Origin of the sequence: Variovorax sp. (genome assembly GCF_035634955.1) — a bacterium.
Taxonomy (GTDB): Bacteria; Pseudomonadota; Gammaproteobacteria; order Burkholderiales; family Burkholderiaceae_C; genus Variovorax.
The window spans coordinates 310,324-325,094 of sequence record NZ_DASQBZ010000025.1 but is presented as its reverse complement, the minus strand read 5'-3'; the positions used below and the strand labels follow the sequence as shown (position 1 = coordinate 325,094).

16 protein-coding genes are annotated in these 14,771 nt (G+C 68.8%); 4 read left to right on the top strand and 12 right to left on the bottom strand.

All coding sequences use genetic code 11. From position 1 onward, the window contains the following. Positions 1-28 precede the first annotated feature (28 nt). Positions 29-673, top strand: coding sequence for a GntR family transcriptional regulator (locus VES41_RS15835; RefSeq protein ID WP_324818851.1), 645 nt, complete (start codon positions 29-31; stop codon positions 671-673). On the opposite strand, the gene VES41_RS15830 is transcribed toward VES41_RS15835, so the two are convergent. From VES41_RS15830 to hda, 5 genes are all read right to left on the bottom strand, one after another. Next, the gene (locus VES41_RS15830; RefSeq protein ID WP_324818848.1) at positions 660-1,670 is read right to left on the bottom strand and encodes an inorganic phosphate transporter; all 1,011 of its coding nucleotides are present in this window, start codon (positions 1,668-1,670) and stop codon (positions 660-662) included. The two genes, VES41_RS15835 and VES41_RS15830, sit on opposite strands and share 14 nt — an antisense overlap. Before the next feature lie 13 nt (positions 1,671-1,683). Continuing rightward, on the bottom strand, positions 1,684-2,328 hold the full coding sequence (locus VES41_RS15825; RefSeq protein WP_324818845.1) for a DUF47 domain-containing protein: 645 nt from the start codon (positions 2,326-2,328) through the stop codon (positions 1,684-1,686). 134 nt (positions 2,329-2,462) lie between these two features. Next, the gene (gene folK / locus VES41_RS15820) at positions 2,463-2,945 is read right to left on the bottom strand and encodes a 2-amino-4-hydroxy-6-hydroxymethyldihydropteridine diphosphokinase (RefSeq protein WP_324818842.1); all 483 of its coding nucleotides are present in this window, start codon (positions 2,943-2,945) and stop codon (positions 2,463-2,465) included. 14 nt (positions 2,946-2,959) lie between these two features. Further along, complete coding sequence (pcnB, locus tag VES41_RS15815; RefSeq protein ID WP_324818839.1) at positions 2,960-4,639, bottom strand: polynucleotide adenylyltransferase PcnB; 1,680 nt, start codon at positions 4,637-4,639, stop codon at positions 2,960-2,962. Between the two features lie 39 nt (positions 4,640-4,678). Beyond that, the gene (gene hda, locus VES41_RS15810; RefSeq protein WP_324818836.1) at positions 4,679-5,365 is read right to left on the bottom strand and encodes a DnaA regulatory inactivator Hda; all 687 of its coding nucleotides are present in this window, start codon (positions 5,363-5,365) and stop codon (positions 4,679-4,681) included. A gap of 150 nt (positions 5,366-5,515) precedes the next feature. Here hda and purM point away from each other — a divergent pair, with 150 nt between their 5' ends. The 3 genes from purM (at position 5,516) to VES41_RS15795 (ending at position 8,310) form a co-directional block, all read left to right on the top strand. Further along, positions 5,516-6,556 carry a phosphoribosylformylglycinamidine cyclo-ligase gene (purM, locus tag VES41_RS15805; RefSeq protein ID WP_324818833.1) on the top strand — a complete coding sequence of 347 codons (1,041 nt, stop codon included), beginning with the start codon at positions 5,516-5,518 and terminating at the stop codon, positions 6,554-6,556. 31 nt (positions 6,557-6,587) lie between these two features. Next, positions 6,588-7,652: a permease gene (locus tag VES41_RS15800; protein ID WP_324818830.1), complete on the top strand. Its 1,065-nt coding sequence runs from the start codon at positions 6,588-6,590 to the stop codon at positions 7,650-7,652. 88 nt (positions 7,653-7,740) lie between these two features. After that, complete coding sequence (locus tag VES41_RS15795; RefSeq protein ID WP_324818827.1) at positions 7,741-8,310, top strand: isochorismatase family protein; 570 nt, start codon at positions 7,741-7,743, stop codon at positions 8,308-8,310. 31 nt (positions 8,311-8,341) lie between these two features. Here VES41_RS15795 and VES41_RS15790 read toward each other — a convergent pair whose 3' ends face one another. The 7 genes from VES41_RS15790 to murJ all read right to left on the bottom strand — a co-directional run bounded on the left by VES41_RS15790 (position 8,342) and on the right by murJ (position 14,707). Continuing rightward, positions 8,342-8,770: a universal stress protein gene (locus VES41_RS15790; RefSeq protein WP_324818825.1), complete on the bottom strand. Its 429-nt coding sequence runs from the start codon at positions 8,768-8,770 to the stop codon at positions 8,342-8,344. An 11-nt stretch (positions 8,771-8,781) separates the two neighbouring features. Further along, positions 8,782-9,483, bottom strand: coding sequence for a TerC family protein (locus tag VES41_RS15785; RefSeq protein ID WP_324818822.1), 702 nt, complete (start codon positions 9,481-9,483; stop codon positions 8,782-8,784). 135 nt (positions 9,484-9,618) lie between these two features. Next, on the bottom strand, positions 9,619-11,058 hold the full coding sequence (locus VES41_RS15780) for a sensor histidine kinase (protein ID WP_324818819.1): 1,440 nt from the start codon (positions 11,056-11,058) through the stop codon (positions 9,619-9,621). Then, positions 11,051-11,719 (bottom strand): response regulator transcription factor, encoded by a 669-nt coding sequence (locus VES41_RS15775; RefSeq protein WP_324818816.1) that lies wholly within the window; start codon positions 11,717-11,719, stop codon positions 11,051-11,053. The genes VES41_RS15780 and VES41_RS15775 overlap by 8 nt, the downstream gene beginning before the upstream one ends. Positions 11,720-11,768: 49 nt before the next feature. Further along, complete coding sequence (locus tag VES41_RS15770; RefSeq protein WP_324818813.1) at positions 11,769-12,212, bottom strand: VOC family protein; 444 nt, start codon at positions 12,210-12,212, stop codon at positions 11,769-11,771. After that, entirely contained in the window at positions 12,209-13,072 is an 864-nt protein-coding gene (locus tag VES41_RS15765) for a SirB1 family protein (RefSeq protein ID WP_324818810.1), read from the bottom strand. The genes VES41_RS15770 and VES41_RS15765 overlap by 4 nt, the downstream gene beginning before the upstream one ends. A gap of 69 nt (positions 13,073-13,141) precedes the next feature. Then, a complete protein-coding gene (gene murJ, locus VES41_RS15760) occupies positions 13,142-14,707 on the bottom strand; it encodes a murein biosynthesis integral membrane protein MurJ (protein WP_324818807.1) in 1,566 nt (521 codons plus the stop codon). Between the last annotated feature and the right edge of the window lie 64 nt (positions 14,708-14,771).

The window sequence follows — 14,771 nt, the reverse complement described above, 5'->3', positions numbered from 1 at the left end:
CGTCCCCATGTTGACAAGGCGCGACCAGGTGGCCGAGACGCTGCGCCGGGCCATCCTGTCGGGACAGATACCGCCCGGCACGCAGCTCATCGAAAGCCGCCTGGCGGCAGATCTCGAGGTCAGCCGCGGCTTGCTGCGCGAGGCAATCCGGGAACTGATCGAGAGCGGACTGGCCGACAACAGGCCCTATGCAGGAACCTTCGTCACCGAAGTCAACGCCGACGTGCTGCGCGACGTCTATGAAATGCGCCGCGTCATGGAGCGCCAGGCATATACGCGCGTTTGGCCACTGCGGGACCGCGCGTTCAGGTCGGAGCTGCAGCGCCGCTTCGACCAGATGATCGCCGCGGTCGAAAGCGACGACCTGTCCGAGGAGATCCGGGCCGAGGCGCACTTCCATGGCCTGGTCTACGAGCGGTGCGGCAATCACCTCATGCCGGCGTTCTGGCAGCAGATGACCCAGAAGATCCAGCTTGGCTTCGCCATCTGCCAGATTGCGCACGCCCCGAAGGTCGACTTCAAGGAGAACCATCACAGGTTCCTCGAATGCGCCCTGGGCGAGCGCCTCGACGACATGCTCGCCGAGCTGGACGTCCACCTCGACCGCGGTCTCGCCACGATCCAGTTCGAGGCGGGAAACGCGCCCAGCCCGGCTAGCCTCAGAACAGCTTGAGGCTGATCCAGTACGCGATGGCCGCCACGAAGGCCGCCGCCGGGATGGTGAAGATCCACGCCCAGACGATGTTGCCCGCCACGCCCCAGCGCACCGCGCTCATGCGCTGGCTGGCGCCGACGCCGACGATGGCGCCGGTGATCGTGTGCGTGGTCGACACCGGAATACCCAAGAACGTCGCGAAGAAAAGCGTCAGCGCCCCGCCGGTCTCGGCGCAGAAGCCGCCGACCGGCTTGAGTTTGGTGATCCGCTGGCCCATCGTCTTGACGATGCGCCAGCCGCCGAACATGGTGCCCAGCGCGATCGCCAGGTAGCACGAGACGATGGTCCAGACGGGCGGCGACGCGTCGGTCGCCGAGCTGTGGCCGGTGGCGATCAGCAGCATCCAGATGATGCCGATCGTCTTCTGTGCGTCGTTGCCGCCGTGGCCCAGGCTGTAGGCGCCGGCCGAGAGCAGCTGCAGCCGGCGGAACCACTTGTCGACGCGCGAGGGCGTGGTGCGCCTGAACACCCAGGCCACCACCACCATCATGAAGGCGCCCAGAACGAAGCCCAGCACGGGCGAGACGAAGATGAAGGCGACGGTCTTGAGAATGCCGCCGGCGACCAGCACGCTCGAGCCCGACTTGGCCATCACGGCGCCGACGATGCCGCCGATCAGCGCGTGGGACGAACTGCTGGGAATGCCGTAGTACCAGGTCACCAGGTTCCAGGCGATCGCCCCGATCAGCGCCCCGAAGACCACGTGCACGTCCACCACGCCAGGCTCGACGATGCCCTTGCCCACCGTGGCGGCCACGCTCAGGTGAAAGACACCGATGGCCAGCAGGTTGAAGAAGGCGGCGAACACCACCGCGTGGAAGGGCTTGAGCACGCCCGTCGACACCACGGTGGCAATGGAATTCGCCGCGTCGTGGAAGCCGTTCATGAAGTCGAAGGCGATCGCCAGCCCGACGAGCACGATCACCATCCACAGGCTCGCCTGCATGGTTGTCATGACACCGGCCCGATCAGGAGTTCTCGAGGACGATGCCCTCGATCACGTTGGCGACGTCCTCGCACTTGTCGGTGATGGTCTCGAGCAGTTCGTAGATCGCCTTGAGCTTGATGACCTCGCGCACGTCCGGCTCCTCGCGGAACAGCTTGCTCATGGCGCTGCGCATCACGCGGTCGGCGTCGGACTCGTGCCGGTCGATTTCCTCGCAGGCCTTGAGCGTGGCTTCGGCCACGGCCGGCTCTGCGATCTTGCTCAGGTACTTGACGGCGTCCTTGACCCGCTCGCAGCACTTCACGCACAGCGTGGTCAGGCGCGAGATTTCCTCGGTCATGTGGCGCACGTCGTACAGCGCCATGGTCTCGGCCGAGTCCTGGATCAGGTCGGCCACGTCGTCCATGGTGTTGATGAGCTTGTGGATCTGCTCGCGGTCGATCGGGGTGATGAAGGTCTTGTGCAGCAGCCTGTTGACGTCGTGCGTGACGCGGTCGGCCGCGCGTTCGGCGTTGTCGACGTCGCGGTTGTACTGCTCGCGCAGGTGCAGGTCGTTGTAGTGCGCCACCAGTTGCTCGAAGGCGTGGCTTGCCTCGACGATGCGCTCGGCATGCTGGTTGAACATTTCGAAGAAATTGCCCTCACGGGGCATCAGCTTGCCGAACATGTCGGTTTCCCTTTTTTGGAGGTGTTGGCTCGGGTGGGGCGTCGCGCCCGTTGTGACAGCACGACGACGGCAGCGTGACAGGACGTTGACAGCGGCTGCGAAGCGGGGATTTTAGGCAATCCGGCTGACCAGCCTCAAAGACGCTCGATTTGCTGGCCGGCCACGGCTGCCAGTTCGGCTGCGCCGACGCGCCGCGGCGCGATCTCGGCCAGAGGCAGCAGGACGAAGGCACGCTGCATCATGCGCGGGTGCGGCAGCGTCAGGCGCTGGGTGTCCATGACGAGTCCGTCCATCGCCAACAGGTCCAGGTCGAGCGTGCGCGGCGCGTTCCGGTAGGGCCTGCGACGCCCTGCGCGCTGCTCGATGGCCTGCAGCTCGGCCAGCAGGTCGAGCGGGCCAAGTGCCGTGCACAGTGCCACGACCGCATTGACGAAGTCTGGGCCGCCGGCGTCGACCGGGGCGCTGCGATAGAGCGACGAGCGCGCCTCGACCCGGCTGTGCGGCAAGGCGTCGAGCGCATCCATGGCATCCAGCACCGACTGCCGAGCGTCGCCCAGGTTGGCGCCGATGGCCACGTAGGCGATGCGCGTCTGCGGCCCTTCGGCGCTTGCAGCCATTTGGAGACCGGCGTTCAGTCGGCCCCGCCCGCCGCGGAACCGGAGGGCGCGGCGGCGCCGCCGCCCCCGGCACCGCTGCGCGGCTTGCGCCGGCGCCGGCGCTTGCGCGGCGCGCCGGTGTCCTGCGGCCCGTCATCGGCGCCGTGCGCGCCCTCTTCGCCGGGCTCCTGCCCTGCGCCATCGGTTTCGACACCCGCATCGCCGTCGCCATCGTCCGGTCGAGCGGCGGCCTTCGGTCGTGCCTTGGGCCGTTCCTCGCCCGCCGGGGCGCCGTCACGGCGCGGGGCGCGGGTGTGCACCCGCTTGCCCTTGTTCTGTTCCTCTCGCACCTGGTCGAGCAGGTCTTGCCGGCGCAGGTCGTCGGCCGTGCTGAACTCCTGCCACCATTCGGCAATGGCTTCGCTGACCTCGCCCACGTCGGCGCGCAGACGCATGAAGTCGAAGGCGGCGCGAAAGCGCGCCTGCTCCACCAGGCTGAATGGCGTGGCCCCGCTGCGCTTGTCGAAGCGCGGCTGCATCATCCAGATCTCGCGCATGTCCGCACCCAGCTTGCCCCGGCCGGAGACGTCGCCGATGCGCGAATCGAAGACCTCGTCGATCGCTTCCTGGAGCGCCGGGAACGGCGCCATGCCGCGCTGCCCGTTGCGCCCTTCCATGCGGCGGGCCCAGCCCTCGCGCACGTCGTTCCACAGCACGCAGGCGAGCAGGAAGCTGGGCGCCACGGCCTTGCCCTCGCCCACGCGGCGGTCGGTGTCGGCCAGAGCCGCCTTGACGAACGGCTGATCGGCCCGCTCGACGACCACGTCCAGCAGCGGATAGATGCCGCGCTCCAGGCCCAGCAGGCGCAGTTGCGCGATGGTGGCCACCGCATGTCCGGTCTGCAGCAGCTTGAGCATTTCGTCGAACAGCCGGCTTTGCGGCACGTCGGCCAGCAGGCGGCTCATCTCGACCAGCGGCGCCGCCGTCTTGGGCTCGAGCGAGAAGCCGCGCGCGGCCAGCTTGGCCGAGAAGCGCACGGCGCGGATGATCCGGACCGGGTCTTCGCGATAGCGCGTGGCCGGGTCGCCGATCATGCGCAGCACGCGCTTCCTGGCGTCCTTCAGGCCGTTGTGATAGTCCACCACGATCTGGCGGCCCGGGTCGTAGTACATGGCGTTGACGCTGAAGTCGCGCCGCGCGGCATCCTCGTCCTGCGGGCCCCAGACGTTGTCGCGCAGCACCCGGCCGCTGGCGTCGACGGCATGCTTCATGGCCGCCAGTTCGCCCTTGCTGGTGCGTTCGTTGCCTGCGACCTGCTCGGCGGCGGCATTGTCCATGTAGGCTCGGAAGGTCGAGACCTCGATCACCTCGTGCTCGCGGCCGCGGCCGAACACCACGTGCACGATGCGGAAGCGCCGGCCGATGATGAACGCGCGGCGGAACAACTGCTTGACCTGCTCCGGCGTGGCGTTGGTGGCGACGTCGAAGTCCTTCGGGCGCAGGCCCAGGAGCAGGTCGCGCACGGCGCCGCCCACCACGTAGGCCTCGTAGCCGGCGCCCTGCAGCGTGCTCACCACGTTCCTGGCGCGTTCGTCCACCAGCGACAGGTCGATGCCGTGCACCTCGGCGGAGTGTTCCTGGCGCCGGCCGAAACGGGCCTTGCCGCCGGCACCGCCGGACTTGCCCAGCAGCTTGTCGATGAGTTTCTTGATCATTGTGTTGTTGTCCGTGCGGAAGGCCATGCCCGCCGCCGCCTATTCATTTTCGAGCATGGCCCGGATCAGCGGGATGGTGATGGCGCGCTGGGTGCGAAGCGCATAGCCGTCGAGTTGCGTCAGCAGTTCCATCAGGCTGCCCAGGTCGCGGCTGAACCGGGCCAGCATGTAGTTGAGTACCTCGTCGGTCAGCGTCAGGCCACGCTCGCTCGCGGCCTGGCGCAGAACCGCGCGGCGTTCGGTTTCGCTCAGCACCTGCAGGCCGTAGACATGGCCCCAGCCGAGCCGGGTGCGCAGGTCTTCGCGCAAGTGCAACTGCGCCGGCGGCAGCCCGCCGGCGGCCACCACGCCGCGCAGGAGGCTCTGGGCGCTGACGAACCAGCTGAAGGCGGCGTGCTGCTGGATGGCGTCGAAGCGTTCGACGTCGTCCATGAGGACGGCAGCCCAGCGATCGTCGAAATCGGGCGGGTTGCGCAGCCCCGGGTGGAGCCAGCCGACCCGCGCGCCCTGCGCGGTCAGCGCGCCGTGCACCGCCTGCAGAAGATGCGTCTTGCCGCTGCCGCTGTCGCCCCACAGGTACGTGGGCACCGGCGAGTGTACGCTGGTGCGGCTTCCGTCACCCAGCCAGAGCTGGAGATGGCGCACGGCGGCCTCGTTGGGACCGGCGAAGTAGCCTTCGAGCGTCGGACCCGTGGCCAAGCCGATGTCGAGCGCGAGCTGCTTCATGCGTTAGGGGAGTTCGGGGGAAGGGCCTGGCAGGCCCTTAAAATCACCCGGAATTCTATCGGGCCGGCCCGCTTGCCTTGCCGCCCCGCTGCGCCCGCCTCCTTTTCGCCCCTTCCCTGCCCCTTCCTGCCCCAGCCGCACCGACCCATCATGACCTCCGCCTCCCCTGCACCCCTGAGCTACAAGGACGCCGGCGTCGACATCGACGCGGGCGACGCGTTGGTCGACCGCATCAAGCCCCTGGCCAAGCGCACGCTGCGCGAGGGCGTGCTGGCGGGCATCGGCGGCTTCGGCGCATTGTTCGAGGTGCCCAAGCGTTACAAGGAGCCGGTGCTGGTCTCGGGTACCGACGGCGTGGGCACCAAGCTCAAGCTGGCCTTCGAGTGGAACATGCACGACACGGTCGGCATCGACCTGGTCGGCATGAGCGTCAACGACGTCCTGGTGCAGGGCGCCGAGCCGCTGTTCTTCCTCGACTACTTCGCCTGCGGCAAGCTCGATGTCGACACCGCCGCTGCGGTGGTGGGCGGCATTGCGCGCGGCTGCGAGCTGTCGGGCTGCGCGCTCATCGGCGGCGAAACCGCCGAGATGCCCGGCATGTATCCGGCCGGCGAGTACGACCTGGCGGGCTTTTGCGTCGGCGCAGTCGAGAAGTCCAGTATCCTCACCGGCGCCGACGTGAAGCCGGGCGACGTGGTCCTGGGCCTGGCCTCCAATGGCGTGCACTCGAACGGCTTCTCCCTGGTGCGCAAGGTGATCGAGCGCGCCGGCAGCGACTTGCCCGCCACGCTCGACGGCAAGCCCTTCCGCGAAGCAGTGATGGCGCCGACCCGCCTGTACGTCAAGCCGATCCTCCAGGCGCTGGCCGCACACCCGATCAAGGCGCTCGCCCACATCACCGGGGGCGGCCTGCTCGAGAACATCCCGCGCGTCCTGCCCGAGGGCATGGCAGCCCATCTGGAAAAAGGCAGCTGGCCGCGCACCGAGCTGTTCGCCTGGCTGCAGAAGGTGGCCGGCATCGACGACATCGAGATGAACCGAACCTTCAACAACGGCATCGGCATGGTGGTCGTCATCGACGCGGCCGAGGCTGCGGCCTGCGCCGACACGCTGCGCGCGGCCGGCGAGACGGTGCACACCATCGGCACCATTGCCGAGCGCGGCGAGGGGGCCGCCGTCACCGTCGGCTGATCGCCGCACGCGCGCCGCGCCCCGAACCTCGATGGAGACCCCTCCGCCTCTGACACCCGCGGTGGTGCCACGCCAGGTGCGCCTGGCCAGCTATCTGCTCATGGGCGGGGCGCTGCTGCTGGTGCTGCAGATCCACCTGCTGGTCGCGCTGCTGGCGGTCTGCGTCGGCTTCCTGTCGGTGCGCTGGATCGCGCGCTGGACGTTGGCGGCAGCGCATCGCACCGGACTGCGCCGGCTGCTTCCGCCGCAGCGCATGCGCGGCTGGGCCGAACTTCTGGCGGCCATCCTGGTGGCAATGTCGCCCATCGCCATCCTGACCGGCACGTTGAGCCAGTCGCGCGAACTGATGCTCGATGCGCCGGCGCAGTACCGCGAACTGCTCGACTACACCGCCCGTACCGTGCTGGAACTGCGCTCCAAGCTGCCGCCCGAGATCGCCGTCTATCTGCCCGACGGCGCCGATGACCTCCAACGCCTGGTCGCCAAGTACCTCACGACCCAGGCCGGCGCGCTGGCACAGGCGGGGCGGGCCTGGCTCAACGCCCTGCTGTTCGCCTACGTCGGCCTGATCGTCGGCATTCTGGCGGCGGTGAGCCGGCGCGCCAGCCATTTCGGCCCGCTGACGCAGGCCATGCGCGAGCGCATCATCCTGTTCGGCGAGGCGTTCCGCCAGATCGTCGCCGCCCAGTTCTGGATCGCGCTTTTCAACGCGGCACTCACCGCCCTTTTCCTGCTGTTCGTGCTGCCGATCTGGCAAATCGAACTGCCCTACACGCCAGCGTTGATCACCCTCACCTTCGTGGCCGGCCTGGTGCCCATCGTCGGCAACCTGGTGTGCAACGGCGTCATCACCGTGGTCGGCCTGTCGGTCTCGCCGCTGACCGCGCTGGCCTGTCTCGCCTTCCTGATCCTGATCCACAAGGCCGAGTACTTCATCAACGCCAAGGTGGTCGGCCGGCGCACCCAGATGGCGGTGTGGGAACTGCTGGCCGTCATGTTCGCCGCCGAGGCGACCTTCGGTCCGGCCGGCCTGGTCGCGGCCCCGTTGTTCTACGCCTATCTGAAGAAAGAGCTTCAGGCGGCGCGGCTGGTCTAGGCTTGCCTGCCCTGACGGGCCCGAAGCCGCTCGGCCCGCAGCGACGCACAATCGCGGCATTTCCCCATCCAGCGAAAACCCCCGCACCATGAAGACCTGTCTGATAGTCATCGATGCCCAGGAGTCCTTCCGCCATCGCCCCTTCTTCACCGAGCGCGACATGCCGGGGTGGCTGGCGGCCCAGAACGCGCTGATCGAAGGCGCCCGGGCTGCCGGGATGCCCCTGGCCCGCGTGTTCCATGTGGCCGGCCCCGATCAGGCCGCGAACCCCTTTTCACTGGCATCCGGCCAGGTGCGGCCCATCGAGGGCCTGGCCGCGTTCGACGCCGACACGACGGTGCACAAGCAGCGCCACAGCGCACTCGTCGGCACCGGCCTGGATGTCTGGCTTACCCAGCAGGGCATCGGGCGCCTGATCGTCAGCGGCATCCGTACCGAGCAATGCTGCGAGACCACCGCTCGCCATGCCTCCGACCTGGGCTGGACAGTGGACTTCGTGACCGACGCCACGCTCACGTTCGACATGCAGCAGCCCGACGGTACCCCGCTTCCCGCCGATGCCATCAAGGCGCGCACCGCCACCGTGCTGGCCGGCCGGTTCGCCACCCTGTGCAGCGCGGCGCAGGCGCTCGAGCGGGCAGCGCAAGCCGCCACCTGATCGCGCACCCCTGGCGCGCGGTCGCGCCCCTTCAGGAACCGAGCACCTGGTACCAGCCGGTGGGCAGCAGCTGCCGCACCTGCTCGGCCAGCGAGCCGAACACCCGCCCCGCCAGGCTGGGGCCGGGTTCGCCGAACAGCACCCGGTCGCATCCGAAGCGCCGCGCCGCCTGGGCGATCACCTCGGCGCTGCGACCGCTCATGATCGTGCTGGCATGGCGCACGCCGGCGGCATCGAGCAGTTCCCGCGCCGGCTCGAGCGCGTCGCGTCCGGCCTGCTGCTGGATCTGGTGCAGTTCGTCGGGGTCGAAGTACATGGCCACGTGGCCACTGAGCCGCGGCTGCACGTTCAGCAGCCGCACGCTCGCCGGCTCTTCGCGGCAGATGCGGATCGCCTGAGCCAGCGCGCTGCGGTTGCGCGCCGGCTCGTCGGGGTCGATGGGCACCAGGATCTGGCGCATGGCACAGGTGCTCAGGCCGCCTGGTCGACCGTGCTCGGCGCCTGCTGGGCAGCGCGCTTGGCCAGCCACAGGCCAAGCGCGACCACCAGCACCGCACCCACGGGCGGCAGCACGTTGTGCATGAAGTGATGGGTTTCCATCCAGCCCGTGACCGACGGGTCGGTCAGGGCCATCTCGCCGGCCACCCAGCCCAGCAGGGCGGCGCCGGCGGTGATGATGATCGGGAAACGCCCCATCAGCTTGAGGATGATCTGGCTGCCGAAGATGATCAGCGGGATGCTGATGACCAGGCCGAAGACCAGCAGCGGCACGTTGCCCTTGGCGGCGGCTGCAACGCCGATCACGTTGTCCAGGCTCATCACCAGGTCGGCCACGATGATGGTCTTGATGGCGGCGGCCAGCCCGGTGTGGCCTTCCATTTCCTCGTCGCCGTCGTCACCCTTGAGCAGCCCCACGCCGATCCACAGCAGCAGCGCCGCGCCGATCAGCTTGAGGTAGGGCAAGGTCAGCAGGTAGACGGCGAAGAAGGTCAGCACCACGCGCAGCACGATCGCGCCGACACTGCCGAAGACGATCGCCTTCTTCTGCTGCCGAGCCGGCAGCGACCGGCAGGCCAGCGCGATGACGACCGCGTTGTCCCCCGACAGGACGATGTTGATCAGGATGATTTGCGACAGTGCCAACCAGAATTCGGGGCTGCTCAGTAGCTCCATGGTGTCTCCTAGGAAAAAAGACGCGGCCCCGTCGGCCGCGCTGTCTCCGAGACTAGGCCCCTGGCCTGTCAGCCTTCTGGCGGTTGGCTGTCGTCAAACTGTTTCCTAGCTGTCAGCCAGCTGACAGCGGAAGGGTCACGCCTTCGGAAAGATGACGCTGAAGGTGTTCCCGACGCCGTCGCTGTCCTCTTCCAGCGTGATGCGCGCCTTGTGCAGCGTGGCGATCTCGCTGGCGATGGCCAGGCCGAGCCCGCTGCCGTCCTCCGGCGTGCCCAGCAGCCGGTGGAAGCGCTCGAAGACGCGCGCCCGCTCCGGCACCGGGATCGCCGGCCCGTCGTCGCTGATGGCCAACTGCACGTGGTCCGGCCCCGCCTCGCCGACCCGCACCGTGACCCGCCCGTCGCGCTCGCTGTACCGGATGGCGTTGTCGATCAGGTTGTTGATCAACTCGCGCAGCCGGTCCGGCTCGGCGGCGATCATCAGCGGCCGCCGCACGCCCTCGAAGCCCAGGTCGATGCCCCTGCGGATGGCCTGCGGCGCCCAATCCATGCCGACCTGCAGCGCGAAGGCGTCCAGGTCGAGCGGCTGGAGCTGGACGGCGTCGAGCGCTCCGGGCTCGTTGCGCGCAAGCGAAAGCAGCTGGCGTACCAGGCGCGAAAGGCGGTCGGCACTCACGTAGAGCTGCGCTACCGCATGCCGAAGGCGCTCCGGGTCGGATTCGCGCAGCGCCAGCTCGATCTGCGCCTTCAGCCCGCTCACCGGCGTCTTGAGCTGATGGGCGGCGTCGGCAACGAAGCGGTTCTGGAAGTCGAAGGTGCGGCCCAGACGCGCCATCAACTCATTGACCTCATCCACCAGCGGCCGCACCTCGCCCGGCACGTCGCCGGTCGCCAGCGGGCTGAGGTCCAGGTGCGAGCGATCGGACACGGCCCGCCGCAGGCGTCCCAGCGGGGCGAGGCCCTGCGACACGCCGAGCCACACGATCAGCGTCGCGATCAGGATCAGCAGGAACTGCGGGGCCACCATGCTGAGCACCATCTCCCAGGCCAGCGCGTTGCGCTTGTTGAGCGTCTCGGCCACCTGCACCAGCACGCGTGGTGTCGGCGCACGTTCCGAGGCCGGCATCCAGGCCTCGACGAAGCGCACCGGCTCGCCGCCCAGCCGGTCGCCGAAATAGCGCGGTGGCGCGCCGGGCGGCAGCAGCGACGGCACGATCTCCGGATCGCCTCCGAGCAGCGTGCCGTCCTCGGCCGCCAGTCGAAAACTCAGCCGGTCCTGCGGGTCGCGCAACAGCACGTCCGCCGCGCCCTGGGAAAGCTCCAGGCGCGGGCGGCCGCCATCGACGCGCACATGCAGCACGATCTCGCGGGCGATCTCGTGCAGCGAACGGTCATGCGCCAGGTTGGCCAGCCGCAGCGAGGTCCACCAGGCGACGCCCGCGTCCAGCGCGAGCAACAGCAGCAGCGGCACCAGCAGCAGCACCAGCAGCTTGCGCTGAAGGCGCGGCTCCGGCCGAGGGCCTGCCGAGGTTGCGCCAGGGGTCGCGATGCGCGTCGCAGCCCGCCCATCAGTCATCCGCGCGTTCCATCAGGTAGCCCATGCCGCGCACGGTGCGGATCTCGCAGCCCAGCGGCTCGAGCTTGCGGCGCAGGCGATAGACGTGGACCTCGATGGCGTTGTCCCCGACCTCGTCGGCCCAGCCGTAGAGGTGGTTGACCATCTGCTCCTTGCTCACCACGCGGCCTTCGCGCATGAGCAGCAGTTCGAGCACGGCCAGTTCGCGCGGCGACAGTTCCAGCGGCTTGCCGTCATGAAACACGCGGCGGCCCACGGTGTCGAAGCGCAAGGCGCCGTGCTCCAGCCACGGCGTGGAATTGCTGCCACGGCGCAGGAGCGCACGCACGCGCGCTTCGAGTTCGGGCAGGTCGAACGGCTTGGCCAGGTAGTCGTCCGCGCCCAGGTCGAGGCCGCGCACCCGGTCTTCCAGGCGGTCGAACGCGGTGAGGATGAGCACCGGCATGGTCGAGCGGCGCTCGCGCAGGCGGCGCAGCACGTCGAGCCCGCTCAGACCGGGCAAGCCGATGTCCATGATCGCCAGGTCGTAAGTGGCGGCGGCCAGCGCGCGGTCGGCCTCTTCGCCGCTGGCGGCCAGGTCGACCGCGTGCGCGGCCTGGCTGAGCGCGCGCGACAGCACGTCGGCGAGCACCTTGTCGTCTTCGACCACCAGAATTCTCATGGAGGCGGATGCTAAGCCAACGCCAGACCGGCCGCCGCCGGGCTACGACCTACAGGTAGCCGCAAAAACGCAGCACATGCCCATCCGGCTCGCGGATGGCGAACTCGCGCAGGCCCCACGGCTGGGAAGCCAGCGGCTCGACCACGGTCACTCCGCGCCGCGCGTAGGCGGCATGCAGTCCGTCGATGTCATGGCCGACATGGATGACGATCTCGCCTTTCCAGGCCTGGGTTCCCGGGTTGCGGCATTGCCACAGGCGGATGTAGACCGGGTCGCCATGGGTGCGTTCGGCGCCTTTCTTGACCCGGGCATAACTCGGCGGCTCGCCGGCGATGAAGTCGATTTCGAAGCCCAGCACGTCACGGAAGTAGCGCGCCGCCCGGCTGACGTCGGCCACCGGCAACACCGGCTGGATGCCGTGGAACTGGTGGCGCGTGCCCAGATCGGGGCCGGCGGCATGCGCATCCGCCCCGAAACCCGCCGGCCCGGTCAAGGCGCACCCCGGCGCGCGGCGCGACGCAATTCAGCGCAGCGCTCGCCGATCACCTCCAGGTCGAGTGCGTCCTCGACGTTCGCGAGATAGATCTCGAGATCGCGCAACGCCTGCGCCACGCTGCCCTGGGCTGCGTGCGCGAGACCGCGGTCGCGGAACTCGCCCCAGGCGTCGGGCAACAGCACCACCAGGCGGTTCTGCACCGCGATCGCCCGCGGCCAGTCTTCCTGCGCATGGTGGATCTCCTTGAGGTTGCGCAGCATGCGGGAGATGATTTCCCGCGGCGAGGCGGGCTGCAGGTAAAGGCCGAGCGGGACGTCGAACTCCCCCACCAGCCCGTGGCCGCGCTTGTAGGGCTCCAGCCGCTCCACCAGTTCCTCGCGCGACAGGGAGCGGCCGGTGAACGGGTCGAGCACCACCTGCCCCTTGGGCATGGTGACCTTGATCATGAAGTGGCCGGGAAAACTCACCCCGCGCGCGTGCAGATTCAGGCCCTGGGCCAGTTCCAGCCACAGCACCGCCAGCGAGATGGGAATGCCGCGTCGCGTGCGCAGCACCGCGTTCAGGTAGCTGTTGTCCGGGTCGTAGTAGTCGTTGACGTTGCCGCCGAAGTTCAGGTCGTGGAAAAAGAACTGGTTGAGGACGCGCAGTCGCTGCAGCGGCGCCGCGTCGGCGGGCAGGCGGCGGCGCACTCGCGCCAGCAGCTGGTCGACGTCGCCGAGCACCTGCTGCACGTCCAGGTCGGGGTACTCGTCCTGCGCCAGGCTGGCCACGGCCTCCAGCAGGGGAAACTGCTCGTCGCTTTGCACGAGCATGCCGAAATATTCGAGTGCGGTGGGCGCGGGAATGCTCAGGGACATGAGCCTTTTTAGATGACCCGGTCGGAGGCGTCAAGGCAAGGCCGCCGCATCTTGCGGTCGGCCGTTTCCTCACTGGCGCAGCATGCGCCGCAGATTCAGGCCGCTGGCCAGCAGCACGCCGAAGTAGCACAGGCCGGCGCCGGCCAGCAGCGCCGCCATCAGGCCGATCCGGTACAGGGGCTGGGCCCGCAGCGCCACCCAGTCGAAATGGTGGGCACCCCAGAACAGGAGGCCGCCCAGCACCACCGAAGCCGCCACCACGCGCAGAAGGAATACCGGCCAACCGGCCAGCGGACGGAACAGGCCGCTGCGCAACAGGCCGACGAGCAGCCACAGCGAGTTGACCAGCGCGCCGATGCCGATCGACAGCGTGAGCGCGGCATGTTGCAGGTGCGGCACCAGGAAGAAGTTGAGCACCTGGGTGAGCACCAATACGCCCACCGCGATGCGCACCGGCGTGCGCATGTCATGTTGCGCGTAGTAGCCCGGCGCCAGCACCTTGATGGCCACGATGCCCAGCAGGCCGACGCCGTAGCCGAGCAGAGCTGATGTCGTCCGCATCACGTCGCTGCCCTGGTAGTGGCCGTAGTGGAACAGCACCGCGACCAACGGGCCGGCGAACACCAGCAGCGCCACGGCAGCCGGCACGGAAAGCAGCACCACCAGTCGCAGGCCCCAGTCGAGCAGCGACGAATAGCGCGCCTCGTCTCCCGCCGCGCGCGCGCCGGCCAGTTGCGGCATCAGCACCACGCCCAGCGCCACGCCGAGCAGCGCGGTGGGGAATTCCATCAGCCGGTCGGCATTGGTGACCCAGGTGACACTGCCGGGCGCCAGGTGCGAGGCAATCTGGGTGTTGATCAGCAGCGAAATCTGCGCCACGCTCACGCCCAGCAGGGCGGGCAGCATGAGGTTGACCACCTTGCGCGTGTTCGGATCGGTCCAGGCGGTGCGCACGGCGGCCAGGCTGGCGCCGATGCGCGGCATCAGCCCCAGGCGTCGCAGCGCCGGCAACTGGATCGCCACCTGCAGCACGCCGCCGGCCATCACGCCCACGCACTGGGCGTAGATCGGCTCGATGCCCAGGCGCCGGAACAGCGGCGCGCCCAACACGATGGAGCCGATCAGGCACAGGTTGAGCAGCACCGGCGAGGCGGCGGGAACCGCGAACTTCTTCCAGGTGTTGAGGATGCCCCCCGCCAGCGCCACCAGAGACATGAAGCCGATGTAGGGGAACATCCAGCGCGTCATGACGACCGCGGCGTCGAAACCATGCGCGGTCTGCTTCAATCCGCTGGCCATGGCCCAGACCAGCCACGGCGCTGCCAGCACGCCGGCCACGGACAGCACCAGGAGCGCCCAGGCCAGCAGCGTGGCCACATGGTCGATCAGTTGGCGGGCGCCATCGTCGCCGTGCTGCGCCTTGCGCGCCGCCAGCACAGGCACGAACGCCTGGCTGAAGGCGCCCTCGCCGAATACCCGACGAAACAGGTTCGGAATGCGGAAGGCGACGTTGAAGGCGTCGGTCAATGCGCTCACGCCGAACACCGAGGCCATGAGCACGTCCCGGACGAGTCCGGTGATGCGCGAGGCCAGGGTCAGCAGGGAGACGGTGGAGGCAGACTTGAGCAGAGACACCGGCCGAGTGTAGGTGAGCGCAGGCGCGTGCTGCCCGGCTACGGCGAATGCCCTATAATGGAGG

Bases quoted from the DNA above. Each gene is read 5' to 3' on its own strand.
- VES41_RS15830 (WP_324818848.1), bottom strand. From the start codon at position 1,670: ATGACAACCATGCAGGCGAGCCTGTGGATGGTGATCGTGCTCGTCGGG.
- VES41_RS15825 (WP_324818845.1), bottom strand. From the start codon at position 2,328: ATGTTCGGCAAGCTGATGCCCCGTGAGGGCAATTTCTTCGAAATGTTC.
- folK (WP_324818842.1), bottom strand. From the start codon at position 2,945: ATGGCTGCAAGCGCCGAAGGGCCGCAGACGCGCATCGCCTACGTGGCC.
- pcnB (WP_324818839.1), bottom strand. From the start codon at position 4,639: ATGATCAAGAAACTCATCGACAAGCTGCTGGGCAAGTCCGGCGGTGCC.
- hda (WP_324818836.1), bottom strand. From the start codon at position 5,365: ATGAAGCAGCTCGCGCTCGACATCGGCTTGGCCACGGGTCCGACGCTC.
- purM (WP_324818833.1), top strand. From the start codon at position 5,516: ATGACCTCCGCCTCCCCTGCACCCCTGAGCTACAAGGACGCCGGCGTC.
- VES41_RS15800 (WP_324818830.1), top strand. From the start codon at position 6,588: ATGGAGACCCCTCCGCCTCTGACACCCGCGGTGGTGCCACGCCAGGTG.
- VES41_RS15795 (WP_324818827.1), top strand. From the start codon at position 7,741: ATGAAGACCTGTCTGATAGTCATCGATGCCCAGGAGTCCTTCCGCCAT.
- VES41_RS15790 (WP_324818825.1), bottom strand. From the start codon at position 8,770: ATGCGCCAGATCCTGGTGCCCATCGACCCCGACGAGCCGGCGCGCAAC.
- VES41_RS15785 (WP_324818822.1), bottom strand. From the start codon at position 9,483: ATGGAGCTACTGAGCAGCCCCGAATTCTGGTTGGCACTGTCGCAAATC.
- VES41_RS15780 (WP_324818819.1), bottom strand. From the start codon at position 11,058: ATGACTGATGGGCGGGCTGCGACGCGCATCGCGACCCCTGGCGCAACC.
- VES41_RS15775 (WP_324818816.1), bottom strand. From the start codon at position 11,719: ATGAGAATTCTGGTGGTCGAAGACGACAAGGTGCTCGCCGACGTGCTG.
- VES41_RS15765 (WP_324818810.1), bottom strand. From the start codon at position 13,072: ATGTCCCTGAGCATTCCCGCGCCCACCGCACTCGAATATTTCGGCATG.